Annotated in this window: 12 protein-coding genes and 1 tRNA gene; 10 read left to right on the top strand and 3 right to left on the bottom strand. The window is 39.6% G+C overall.

Annotation, left to right across the window (positions count from 1 at the left end; all coding sequences use genetic code 11):
• Window positions 1-94 precede the first annotated feature (94 nt).
• The 7 genes from ATS71_RS10855 to ATS71_RS10825 all read left to right on the top strand — a co-directional run bounded on the left by ATS71_RS10855 (window position 95) and on the right by ATS71_RS10825 (window position 9,085).
• Window positions 95-171 (top strand) — tRNA-Arg (locus ATS71_RS10855).
• Between the two features lie 521 nt (window positions 172-692).
• A complete protein-coding gene (locus tag ATS71_RS10850) occupies window positions 693-1,868 on the top strand; it encodes an exo-beta-N-acetylmuramidase NamZ family protein (RefSeq protein ID WP_058404844.1) in 1,176 nt (391 codons plus the stop codon).
• Between the two features lie 9 nt (window positions 1,869-1,877).
• A complete protein-coding gene (gene pbp4b, locus ATS71_RS10845; RefSeq protein ID WP_058404843.1) occupies window positions 1,878-3,530 on the top strand; it encodes a penicillin binding protein PBP4B in 1,653 nt (550 codons plus the stop codon).
• Window positions 3,531-3,707: 177 nt separating this feature from the next.
• On the top strand, window positions 3,708-5,084 hold the full coding sequence (locus ATS71_RS10840) for a Na+/H+ antiporter NhaC family protein (RefSeq protein WP_058404842.1): 1,377 nt from the start codon (window positions 3,708-3,710) through the stop codon (window positions 5,082-5,084).
• Between the two features lie 244 nt (window positions 5,085-5,328).
• Entirely contained in the window at window positions 5,329-5,841 is a 513-nt protein-coding gene (locus tag ATS71_RS10835) for a TrkA C-terminal domain-containing protein (protein WP_058404841.1), read from the top strand.
• Between the two features lie 227 nt (window positions 5,842-6,068).
• Window positions 6,069-8,225, top strand: a complete 2,157-nt coding sequence (locus tag ATS71_RS10830) for a right-handed parallel beta-helix repeat-containing protein (protein WP_058404840.1) — start codon at window positions 6,069-6,071, stop codon at window positions 8,223-8,225.
• Window positions 8,225-9,085 (top strand): hypothetical protein, encoded by an 861-nt coding sequence (locus ATS71_RS10825; protein WP_058404839.1) that lies wholly within the window; start codon window positions 8,225-8,227, stop codon window positions 9,083-9,085. The genes ATS71_RS10830 and ATS71_RS10825 overlap by 1 nt, the downstream gene beginning before the upstream one ends.
• Before the next feature lie 136 nt (window positions 9,086-9,221).
• On the opposite strand, the gene ATS71_RS10820 is transcribed toward ATS71_RS10825, so the two are convergent.
• The 3 genes from ATS71_RS10820 to ATS71_RS10810 are packed head-to-tail and all read right to left on the bottom strand — an operon-like array spanning window position 9,222 to window position 11,060.
• Window positions 9,222-9,833 (bottom strand): hypothetical protein, encoded by a 612-nt coding sequence (locus ATS71_RS10820; protein WP_058404838.1) that lies wholly within the window; start codon window positions 9,831-9,833, stop codon window positions 9,222-9,224.
• Window positions 9,820-10,410, bottom strand: coding sequence for a sigma-70 family RNA polymerase sigma factor (locus ATS71_RS10815; protein WP_058404837.1), 591 nt, complete (start codon window positions 10,408-10,410; stop codon window positions 9,820-9,822). The genes ATS71_RS10820 and ATS71_RS10815 overlap by 14 nt, the downstream gene beginning before the upstream one ends.
• A gap of 14 nt (window positions 10,411-10,424) precedes the next feature.
• The gene (locus ATS71_RS10810) at window positions 10,425-11,060 is read right to left on the bottom strand and encodes an energy transducer TonB (protein ID WP_058404836.1); all 636 of its coding nucleotides are present in this window, start codon (window positions 11,058-11,060) and stop codon (window positions 10,425-10,427) included.
• Between the two features lie 146 nt (window positions 11,061-11,206).
• Here ATS71_RS10810 and ATS71_RS10805 point away from each other — a divergent pair, with 146 nt between their 5' ends.
• The 3 genes from ATS71_RS10805 to ATS71_RS10795 all read left to right on the top strand — a co-directional run.
• Complete coding sequence (locus ATS71_RS10805; protein WP_058404835.1) at window positions 11,207-11,713, top strand: DUF3087 domain-containing protein; 507 nt, start codon at window positions 11,207-11,209, stop codon at window positions 11,711-11,713.
• A gap of 21 nt (window positions 11,714-11,734) precedes the next feature.
• Window positions 11,735-12,184: a low molecular weight protein-tyrosine-phosphatase gene (locus ATS71_RS10800; RefSeq protein ID WP_058404834.1), complete on the top strand. Its 450-nt coding sequence runs from the start codon at window positions 11,735-11,737 to the stop codon at window positions 12,182-12,184.
• A gap of 96 nt (window positions 12,185-12,280) precedes the next feature.
• The coding region (locus tag ATS71_RS10795) for a hypothetical protein (protein ID WP_152995678.1) at window positions 12,281-12,765 on the top strand (485 nt) is incomplete at its 3' end.

The raw sequence follows: 12,765 nt of genomic DNA, 5'->3' as shown, positions 1-12,765 counted from the left end.
AAATCTGTCGGAGGTTCATTCTTACAAGATACGTCCTGCTTCCAGCACTTTTCACACACTCTGCTTAGAGTATAAACTAGCAAATAGTAAAAGTGGGCGCATAGCTCAGCTGGATAGAGTACCTGGCTACGAACCAGGCGGTCGGAGGTTCGAATCCTCCTGCGCCCACCACTTTCTATTACTACTAAAGTTAATAGAAAAGAAACCGACGAAAGTCGGTTTTTTTGTGTCTGAAATAAAGTAAATATAGGAAAGTAGCAAGCTACGAACCAAGCAGTCGGAGGTTCACTCTTACAAGATACGTCCTGCGCCGAGCACCTTCATACATAAGCCGACACTAAGTTGGTTTTTTTGTGCCTGAAATTTGAGAAAGCTTTCAGATATCAGATTTCAGTTAAGCCCAACAAACACACCTGTTAAAAACTTCAGCGTAGACGCAGAACTTGTGCGCGTGAGAAGCGCAGCTTCTAATTACTTATGTATCTACCCAAAACCATTTAAGAGTGATGCTCGTCTCGCAAGCTAAGCGCCTACGGTGAACCTTAAACTGTGAGTAAAATTATTGTATACGCAGAACTTGCTCCCGTGAGAAGCGCAGCTTCTAATTACTTATGTATCTACTCAAAACCATTCACTGCTCTTTAACCTAAGCTGTGTTATTTTAAACGCCTTGTTTAAAAGGATCTTGCTGTATGTTTAAAACCGTATTTTTTATATTCTTATTTATTTTAAGCGCACTTTTTACTGTTAACGCACCCGCAACTGAAGCAAAGCATTCAATAACCGTGGGGGCTGAGCAACCTGCTTTATACTTACCGCAATTAAAAAATAAACGTGTTGGGCTGGTGGTGAATCAAACCTCTTTAGTTGGGCCTATCCATTTAGTCGACAGCCTGCTGGCTAAAAATATAAACATAACCAAAATTTTTGCACCTGAGCATGGCTTTAGGGGCGATCATGATGCTGGTGCCCATGTTAAAAATGCAGTTGATAGCAAAACCGGTATCCCGCTTATTTCTATTTATGGCAAAAACAAAAAACCAAGTGCCGAGGCACTTAGCAATGTAGATGTTATTGTTTTTGATATTCAAGATGTGGGCGTACGTTTTTATACCTACATAAGCTCTATGCACTACATGATGGAAGCCGCAGCCGAGCAAGGTATTGAATTTATGGTACTTGATAGGCCAAACCCGAATATTGCCTATGTTGATGGGCCAGTTCTTGAACGCGAATTTAAGTCGTTTGTAGGCATGCACCCAATCCCCGTGCTGCACGGCATGACGGTAGGCGAACTTGCTAACATGATCAAAGGCAAGGGCTGGATCAATAAAGCGGCCGATCTACAGCTCACCGTGATCCCCGTTGATCGTTATACACGCACAACCCGTTATAGTTTACCTGTAAAGCCCAGCCCTAATTTACCAAACGATCAATCAATCGCGCTTTACCCGTCGCTTTGCTTTTTTGAGGCTACACCTATAAGTATTGGCAGAGGTACTGACTTTGCGTTTCAGGTAATTGGTTACTCGCCCGTTGCGCTTGGAGAGTTTAGTTTTACACCACGCTCTATTAAAGGCGCCTCAGCAAACCCTAAATTTAAAAATACCCCTGTAAAAGGGATCGATTTACGCACGGAAAATACGCATGGTCTTAATTTAAGTTACTTAATAACGGCTTATAGTAAATTAACTAAAAACAATATTACCTTTTTTGAACGCGCTGATTTTATGGATAAACTAGCAGGTACTAATAAGTTACGTTTAGCCATTGAAGCAGGGCAGTCGGCTGAGCAAATAAAGCAAGGCTGGCAAAGCGGCCTTACACAATTTAAAGCGCAACGAGCGCCTTATTTGCTATATAAGTAAGGCCTAACCATGCTATTTACTTTAAAAAATATTTCCTTAATTCAAAACACGTGGTTAGTTGCTTTGAGTTTAATTATTGTGGGCTGTGGTAGTACACATAACTCATTAAAATCGCAGCAGGTGCTGACTAAAAGCCAGTTAATACAGCTGCCAAATGCGCAAGTTGTAGCCCGCTTTCCTGATCCAAACCCAAGTAGCCGGTTTTATGTAAACAACCGCGGCACATTTAAAGCGTATAAAGGGCGTGGCCAATTATTAATACAAAACCACAGCGCCGAAAGCGCCGATATTTATATTAACAACCAAAAACTTGCTACCAATACATTAACCGCTAATACGCTTTATAATTACAGTTTAGCGGCGCATACCCATAATGGTATAAACACATTTAAGATAGAAAATATTAAGCCTAAAGGCACAAGCTTAACGCTGCGCTTTGCATTTCCCACTTTAAATTTAACGCCAACTAAGCCTATTGATTTTACAGACGTTGATGAACTCATTGAGCGCGATATTAAAGCGGGGTTTCCTGGTGCAGTACTGGCGGTTGTTAAAAGTGGCGAGTTAATAAAACTCAGTGCCTATGGCGATGCAAAGCAGTACCAACAAAACGATTTAATGCTACTGCGCCCAGAGCCTATGCAAACACACACTCTGTTTGATTTAGCCTCAAACACCAAAATATTTGCCACTAATTTTGCACTTATGAAATTAATAAGCGAAGGGCAACTAAATATAAACAAACCTGTGCAAAGCTATGTGCCCGAATACACCGGTGATGGGCGAGAGCAACGCACAGTAAAAGAGTTACTTACGCATACCGCCGGTTACCCACCCGTGTTTGATTTTCACCGAAAAGATACGCAGCAAGGCAATACATTTTATTCTCAAAATAGCCAAACCACTAAACAGCTTTTGTTAACAAAAGTACCGCTTAACAACAAAAGCCCAGTGCAACATGTTTATTCTGATATTGATTACATGATTTTAGGTGTACTGGTTGAGCGCATAACAGGGCAGCCGCTAGACGAGTATTTAGAGCAGCACATTTATGCGCCCCTTGAACTGAGTAGCACGCTATTTAACCCACTTAAAAAAGGCTTTGAACGCAGTCAATTTGCAGCCACCGAACTTAGCGGTAACACCCGCGATGGGCGTATTACTTTTGATAATATTCGTACTCATGTTTTGCAAGGTCAAGTTCATGACGAACGCGCATTTTACTCGTTTGGCGGCGTTGCAGGGCATGCAGGATTGTTTAGTAACGCTCACGATTTGGCTGTGCTGTGTCAGTTATTACTAAATAATGGCGGTTATGGTAACGAGCAGTTATTTAGCGCAAGTGCCTTGGCGCAGTTTTTAACGCCGCAAAGCACTAACGAAACGTATGGCCTAGGTTTTAGGCTAGCAGGTAATAACCAAGCCCGGCGTTGGCATTTTGGCCCTTATGCCAGCGCACAAGCTTATGGCCATACCGGTTGGACAGGCACCGTAACGGTGATCGATCCCGCTTACGACTTAGCGATTGTTTTGCTTACTAACGCGCGCCACACTGCAATTAAAGGCACACAAAAACGTTATGAATTTACAGGCAAACAATTCGAAACCGCTCAGTACGGATCTGTGGTATCGCTTATTTACGAAGCGCTGTTAAATCAATAAATTATCGTATAGGTTAAAATGGGCTAATACAGTTATACCCAATGGCTTATTTGCAGGTGACTTGGCAACATCAATCCATTAAGCTAGGCGGTTTAGTCCATTAAGCCACTTTTTAAGTATTGGGCTTAACATATAAGCGTTTAAGCGCGGGTTGTTAATAATTAAGGTTAACTTTTTATGCATTGGTATTCTATTTTACCGCCGCTAATTGCGATAGCTATCGTGTTTTGGCGCAAAGAAGTCATTATGGCGCTGTTAGTTGCCGTGGCGTCTTCTGAGTTTTTACTTGCCTTACAAGGTGAAGGAAATAGCGTATTTACAACGTTTTTAAATACCATAGAGCGTATTATTTCGGTGGCAAGCTCGCCGGGTAATAGCCGCATACTCATATTTAGTATTTTAATAGGCGCCTTACTTGCCTACATACGCGAATCTGGCGGCGTAGCAGCAACGGTTAACTTATTAATGAACAAAGGGGTTGCAAAAGGTAAGCGCCAAGTTGGCTTTTTAACTATGTTTACCGGCGTTGCGGTGTTTATAGAGTCAAACCTAAGTGTGCTTACGTCGGGTATTTTGTCACGCGGCCTGTTCGACAAATTTAAAATGAGCCGTGCACGCCTTGCCTACATTATTGATAGTACTAGCGCACCTGTGTGTATTTTAATACTCCTTAACGGCTGGGGCGCATTTGTGCTGGGTTTATTAGGTAATTACGAATTGGGCGAATCGGCCGTATCGGTACTGTGGGGCAGCGTAGGTTATAACTTTTACGCCATAATCACCCTGGTTATTGTTTTTTACACCATTGCGTTTGATAAAGTACACGGCCCAATGAAAGAGGCCGAACAAAAATTAGAACTACAAACAAACGAGCTAAAAGAAGAAGTAAAAGGTTCTAAAGCACGCTTTATGCTAGTGCCACTCATCACGCTAATTGCCAGTATGGTAGGCTTTATGTTTTACACTGGTAATGGTGTTTTAGCAGAGGGTAGCGGCTCTAAATCGGTATTATACGCAACCGTGCTCGCTATTGTGGTTGCTTACTTATTAATGATTAGTTCGCGCCAATTCACTCACCATCAACTAGTTGATACTGGCTTTAAAGGCATGGGTGAGTTACTTCCGCTGGTAAGTATTGTTTTGCTTTCACTCACACTGGGCGCAAGCTTAAAGGATCTAGGAACGGGTGTTTTTGTTGCCTCCTTAGTAGGCGACTACTTACCTATTTATTTAATAGTACCCGTGCTGTTTTTAACAGGGGCGGTTATGTCGTTTACTACGGGGACATCGTGGGGCACGTTTGCCATACTTATTCCTATTGGCGTACCGCTTATACAAGCATTAGGTTTACCACCTTCATTGGTTGTAGGCGCTATTTTAGGTGGCGGCATATTTGGCGATCACTGCTCGCCTATATCCGACACCAGCGCGGTATCGGCACTTGCATCGGGGTGTGACTTACTCACCCACGTTAAAACGCAGCTACCGTACGCGTTATTTGGTGGCGCACTGACTTTTATTGCTTATTTGGTTATTAGTATTATTGTGTTGTAAACACATTTTAAAACGCTATAGTTTCAAACATTCAAAAGCCTGCTTAATTGCAGGCTTTTTTTTAAAACAAATGATTCAAATATTTAACTTAGTAATGCCAACTCTAATAACTCACTAATTTAATCTAAAGCATTTTAAGTACCCGTATTTATATTTTTTAGGTTATTTTATAGCGTGAGCTTTAAGCTTTTTAATAGCTATAAATTCTTATTTTTTAACTTATACAAGGCTGTAAACCCACACTATGTTTGTAATAGCTAATATCATTCTTGTTAGTGCCATTTTAATTTTACTTGGGGTAATTTCGAGCAAGCTGTCACATGCTGCACTGCCTGAAAGTGTAGTTGTAGCGATGATCACACGAGGGCCTTCAATCATACCGTCACGCGGATCTACTAAGTTAAAACCAAACGATCATATATTTGTTGTTTTAAAACCCGCTAACAGACCTTTTGTTGATTTAGTTTTTACAGCAACCGATAAAACAAACCACCAAGACAGCCACTTAGCGTGCAACGAACTTAAAGTGAAGGGAGTTACGCTAGTAGGCGATATATTTTACTCACACCACATGAAAATAGACGCGCCAGAGGGTATAAGCTTGGAAGAGGTGATCAATCAAAAGCTCTCAGGAGAAATCAGTAAAGGCTCAATTGTGGTTATTGGTAATGTTCAATTACGCGTTATAACAATGGTACATACGCGTATAGTGACCATCGGCTTAAAATACTTGCACAATCCAGAACAACGACTTTAAAGCAGCAGCCATTACCGATGATTTATAAAATATTAGCGACGTAGGTTGGGTTGAGTGACACGAAATCCAACTTATCACCAATGCACTCTGTAGGGTTAACGTTAAATATATTTACTGTTTTTGTAGGCGCATAGCTATTTTCATATCGATATTACCTATTTTAGTTGTTTTATAATTATAAACATAATATCTTAAACTTCAGTTGCTTAGCTTGTTTTGGGATACTTATGGATATTGATTGTTCTCAGGTTATAGAAAAATTTCGAAAATATGGGTTCGAATATAAAAAAAATTCTTCAAACTCTTCTTATTTGACTTTTACGTTCAAATCAGGTTTTTTTCATAATGCAGAGGTTGTTCAATTAGCTAGCAATCCAGCTGATGAAATCGATATAACAAGGAAAATAGAAGACTTAAAAAATCTTGGGGTATCAATAAAGCGAAATAAATACGACACAATAGATCAAATAGAAAAAGGCCTTTTTGAAGGTTTTTTTGATGTTGAACATTGGAAAACACGTATTCAAGATGAGTACAGTACATACACACAGTCGATATTAAAAAGCTTTCCAGAATCAGGCCAACTTGAGTATAAATATATTAACGCACCATATTCTCTGAGTGAAAATTCTTGTGCAGTGCAGGAAGTTGATACACCAATAGTAGAAAATATAGCCAATAGTATGAGCGAGAAAGGTGCACAATTAATTTTAATTGAGGCCCCAGCTGGTTTTGGTAAAACATGCACATCGTATGAGCTAATTGATCAGTTAGCTAAGCGTGAAGACAATCCAATTCCGTTTTTTACTGAGTTTTCGCGGGATAGGCAAGCAAGAGTATTTGGACATGTATTTGTTAAAGAAGTTGATCGAGCATTTAGCCAAGTTAAGTCAAACGTAGTTATAGATGAATTGCAAAATGGACGAATCGTTATGGTTCTTGATGGATTTGACGAACTATTAGGAGAGGACTCTAAGGAAAAGCATGAAGATGATTACGAAAATGCTGAGCCTATGCTTGAGACTATAGGTGAACTTCTTGTCAAAAATGCAAAAATTATCATTACTTCAAGAAGGGCAGCGATATTTGATGGAAGTGTTTTTAACGAGTGGCTTGAAAGGTACTCTGATAAATTTATTTTCAAAAGATTTCGTATTCATCAACCTAGAATAGAAGATTGGCTTAATGAAGAAAGGCGTGTTTCTTTAAGCGCGGCAGGTTTAGAACTAGATAAACTATCAAATCCGGTGTTGCTTGCTTATTTACGAGCTTTAAAGTTAGAACAGTTTCACAGTCTCCTCAATACACCAGAAAGAGTTGTTTCACACTACTTCACGGCTATGTTAGAGCGAGAAATGGAAAGACAGAATCTCCCTATGCCTCCTGAAAATCAGACAAGAGTTTTAGCTACTATTGCTGAACATATGTGTGAAAAGGATTACACGTCTGATGGGAAAGATAAAATAGTTGAGTTATTTAAAAGTAAATGTTTTCAAATGCTTGAATCGACTCGTAAACTTTATCCTATAAAAGATAGACCGACTATAGATGAACTAGCTACAACTTTAGCCACTCATGCGTTTTTTGATCGTAGTAATCAAGGTGAAGGTAGAATTGAGTTCATAAACGAATTTGTATTTGGTAATTACATCGCAGAAGCAATTCTAAAATTTGAAGGAGAATGGATTGCTAGTGATGAGAGGTTTGTCGAGCCGGCAATAGCATCATATAGAGCTAGAACGTTAGAAGAGCGAAAAGCTTTATGGAATAGATTAGAGCATATGAAAGTGTTCTTATCTGATTCTGATCGAATGTCTTATGAAATAAAAATGTTGGGTACAATTGAAAATGAAGATTATTGCGGTACATCTATCAATTCATTAGATGTTAACAACACAACATTCTTTGCAAGCAGAGCTGTAGATGGTATTTCATTTAGTAACTGTAGTTTTTCAAATATAGGCTTTTACATCGAGAATATAAAGAATGCGACATTTATTAATTGTAAATTTTATGATTGTTCTATTATCGCAGAAAATTTTGAGGAAAATTCAATAGAATTATTGAATTGTTTAGCTAACAATAACTTTATTCATGAATTAGAAGAACACCAAGTTGTTGAAGAACTTAACTTAACAAGTGAACTTACATTACAGATTTTTAGGAGATACTTTCCTGTTGGCTCTGGTAGTTGTGAACGAATACATATACCACTAGCTAGTATTTATAAAATACAAGTAGATGGTTGTAGCAAACGTGATATTACAAAAGAAATAAAGCGTCTAAAAAAAGAAGAGTTACTTATTGATGCAACAGGAGGTTCATATATCGCGATAAATATAACGAAAATGGCCGAAATAAAACAACTTATTGGAAGAGTTTAATGAAGTATCCTGTAGAAATAATATCTCAAGAAATACAATCAGAGTTAGTTGAAACATTGAACCAAATGGGGATTATGTATCGTATTTTTGGTCGAGTTAAAGATAGTGTTTCTTTGAAATCGAAGCTAGCGAGAGATATTAATTACGGAGTTACTAAATATCTTCAAGATCTTATAGGTATTCGTATCGTTTTATATTTTGCTGATGACATTAAAATTGTTCATGAAGCAATTAGTCGTGTATTTCATGAACGAGAAAAAGATCAAAGTATTGATAATATGAACGCGACAACATTTAAACCAGTAAGATACAATTTAATTTACGACGTACCTGAAGAGAAAGATTATGAACTATCTCCTGATATACAGAAGAAAGTCGATAAAACTTTTGAACTACAAATTCGTACTGTTTTGTCTGAAGGTTGGCATGAAGTTGAACATGACCTCAGATTCAAATATCAAGATGATTGGACACAATTTCCGACTGAGTCAAGAATGTTAAATGGCGTTTATGCTTCATTGGAAACAAACGAATGGAACATGATAAAAATTTTAGAAGAGATTGCTTATGGGCATTATAAAAGAAAAAATTGGGAAGCAATGATAAGGCAAAAGTTCAGACTGCGTTTAGCAAAAACAAGTCTGAATGACGATATTATAAGTATTTTAAACGATAATGTTAATTTGGCGAAAAAATTCTACAGAATTGATAGAGTCAAAATTATCTCATTATTTAATGAGAAAAAATTCGATTACCCCATCAATGTGAATAACATTATATATTTTTCTAATATTTTGATAGTCAAAGATAAAAGTATAAGTAGTATTACTCCACAAGTATTAGTTGATGAGTACTTATAACTAATTATTTTTAAGAATTAAAAACTCAAATCTCAATTAGATTACGGGATAATGTAATATCAATTATTGATCCATTTCCTAATATAGCATAGGTGGTTAGCGGTAAATTAAATAGTGAGCTTACCCCCCAAACCACCTAAGCCCCACACTGCTTCGCTTCAACCCCCGCATGTTTAAGCCCTACAATCTGCCCTTTGCCGTTATGTGCCATGGCCAGCATGTCGCCGGTGTTTATGCCACTTTCAACAGCATGTTTAGTTTTTAAATCGCTGAGTAATGATTGTTTAATTTGTACTAGTACCTCGTCATTACAGCTGGCTATGTACCAGTCGTTGTCGACCTTTACGAGCGTGCCGTATTCTATGTGGCGTTGCTGGTGGCGGCGTAAATCGTTAGCTAATTGGGTGTCGAGCGCGCGTTTTTGTTGCGTTATGGCGCTTGCGTAGCTGCCTGTTTGATCTATTTCATGCGTTGTTATAAACGAGTAGTCGTGAATGTCTATGGTGTTTAATACGGTTTTAGGGGCAGTATTTATTACGTTGTTGCTGTCGAACACTATAAAGGCCAGTAAGCCCAGAGCGCAGGTAATGCTTGTGAGTTGCAGGGCAAAGCCTAACTTTTTAGGTTGTTTTTGAGCTACGCTGTGTTTTAACGCCTGTTGTTGAGCATGCGAAAGGGTGGTACGTGCTTTACGCGCTTTAAAGTGGTTTGACAGCTTTTCATCAAACTGCTCATCAGGCTTGTTCATTATAATCTCCTAATAATTGTTTTAGGTTTTGTTTGGCGTAGCGTAGCCTTGTTTTTATGGTTTGGGCGTTGCTTTGCGTTATAAGCTCTATGTCGTTGAGGCTAAAGCCTTCTTGTTGTAAGGTGATGGCTTCGCGCTGCACAAAGCTTAGTTGCTTGAGCGCTGTGTTAAATGCTTCGTAACTTATGTGTGTGTCACCTATGTGCGAGTCACTATGTGTTAATTCGCTTTGATTGCCACTTTGCAAAGGTTGTAGGTTGTTTTCGTCCAGCTCTACAAAGTGTTTTTGTTTACGGTATTCGTCTATTAGGGTGTTGCGTGCGAGTTTAAATAACCACGCTTTAGGCGTGGTTTGCGCTTGGTAAAGGTGGCGCTTTTCAATTACTTTTAGCCACGTTTGCTGGCTTACGTCGTATGCTAAGTGAGTATTAGACTGCGTAACTAGGTAGTGGTATAAATCGTTACTGTAGAGGGCAATAAGCTGCTCTAAGTGACGGTTTTCTCCACTTTTTGCATAACGCGCCATGCAGTCTTTGCTGGGCGTTTCAAATAACCAGGTTTTAATACTCATTAGCATAGGCGTTTAGTCCGTTAAATAGAGTTATCTAATTTAAAATCAAGTTGAACCGTTTGATCTGTTTGTAATTGTGCCACACCTTCAATTACTTTTGGGCGGTATTTCCAACGTTTAATAGCGCGCAGTGCTTCGCGGTTAAAAATACGTTTTGGTTCGGCGTTTAAAACTACCGCGTCTATTACTTCGCCAGTGGGCGAAATATTAAAGCTAAGTTGTACCCAGCCTTCTATGCCATCACGCGCAGCAGTGGTTGGGTACTTAGGGTTTATGCGCACTATGGGTGAGGCATCTCCCGTTGGGCGATTAAGGGTATTGTTAATGCCATCACCAAAGTTATCCATTATTAATGGCGGCGCCGTGTTGATTGCCATAACGGGGTCGGCACTCGGTGTTACCCGCGGTGGCGCTTTAGGCGGGACTTTTGGTGTAGGTGGTTCTGGCATTTTATCTATGTGCCTTACTTTTGAATCTTCGGGCACTTTAAATATTTCAACCGTTATTTCTTTGCCTGGGTCGAGTGGTGCGCGTTGGTCGCCACTGATTAGGTATTGCATAAATGCAAAGGCGGCAAAGGTCATTGCTGCACCCCCAATAACGGCGGTTGATGTTTTTATAAATGTTGGGTTTTTTGGGGTTTCAAGTGTGTGCATAAGCCGCTCCTAGTTAACTCATTATGTGGTTTTCAGAGCTATAACGGGTGGCAAATCAAAAAGGGGTGAAATATTTTTATAAAAAATGCGGGGTTTAGTTACAATAGCGTTTCGCATTCTTTTACTTATTAACTTTTTAGGCTGTTATGCAACTCATTGAAATAAATAAAGCGCGTTACCGTAAGCATTTAAACCGGGTAATTGCAGGCTGTGCGGCTTCGCTTGCGGCGGGGAGCTTAGCTATATCGCAAACGCTGATTGCGTTGTTTCCGGATGAAAGCGGAAGCCATTTTCATTGGAACTTAACTGGTGTGGTTATTACAAGTTTAGCCATAGGGTGGTTGTTAAATAAATACCGCACTCATCCTTACATGACCGAAGTGGTTTATGTATGGGAGCTAAAACAGGCACTTAATAAAATAACCCGCAAAATGCCAAAGTTAAAAGCGGCTGGGCGCGAGGGTAACCCTTCTGCGCTATTAGCCATTCATTACAGTTATGCGGGCTCGCGTTTATTATGGCAGCTAGACGACAACCTTATAACAATGGAAGACCTAGCCATTAAGCAAGCTGAGTTAGATTCGGTTGCTGCACAGTTTAATTTAACGCTTAATGCTGACGATTACGAAGAGAGCATACTAAAACAGTTTTAAAGCCCAATTTAAGGAGCCGCAATGAAAAAGGTATTGATTGTATGTTTAGGTAATATTTGCCGTTCACCTACTGCCGAGGCGGTACTAAAAGCGCGTGCAAAAACCTTGGGTGTAAAGGTGGTGGTCGATTCTGCAGGTACAATTGGCTATCACGAAGGTAATCCGCCAGATAGCCGCTCAATGGCGGCGGGTGAAAAGCGCGGCTATAGCTTTAAAGGAATACACTCGCGTAAAGTTCGAACCAGCGACTTTACCGAGTTTGATTTAATTTTAGCGGCCGACAAACAAAATTTAGCTGATTTACAAGAGCAGTGCCCACCGCATTTACATTATAAATTAGCGTTGTTTTTAGAGTACGGCGATCAAAGTATTAGCGCTATACCCGACCCATATTACGGTGGTGACGACGGCTTTGAAAACGTGCTCGATTTAATAGAAGCGGCCAGCGATAACATACTTGCTAAAATGTAAGCGCCTTTTATCAGCTTTGTTACATTAACGAACATTTGTTTTATTGCCCTTTGTTCCTTAATTAAGTACGATTTATGCTTACTTAAAAGGAATGTTATGAATACAAAAATATTACTACTGGCTTTATCACTTAGTTCGGGTTCTGCTTTTGCCAATGATGTGAGCTTTTCGATTGGGGGTGGTTACCCTTATTTGGTTGTTCCTGAAGCGTCTTTATCGGCAGACAACAATACCCAGCGCTGGTATGCAAACTATAAAATTGGCCTAGATGATGGCTTTTCAGTGGGCTTTGAACAAGCTGTAAGTAATAACAATAAACATGCATTTGGTGTATTAGTTGGGGCTATTGGCGCACGTGATACCGATCAACCATGTGAAAGCACAAACACTGACGACATTGCTAGTGAGCTGGGTAATATTTTTGGTTGTGCGCTCGGGCAAATATTTGATGATGAAACCACACATGGTGTTGGGCTTACATACAGTTATAACTTTAACGGCTTAAATAGTCGTGGTTTTAGACTCATACTTGATGCGGGCTACGGTAAAACAAGCGACAGCAACGAAAAAAGAGCCGATGG

The sequence above is a fragment of the Pseudoalteromonas sp. H71 genome (genome assembly GCF_001468485.1).
Classification (GTDB): domain Bacteria; phylum Pseudomonadota; class Gammaproteobacteria; order Enterobacterales; family Alteromonadaceae; genus Pseudoalteromonas.
Note: the sequence above shows the minus strand (reverse complement) of the source record. Positions and strands in the feature narration are given on the sequence as shown.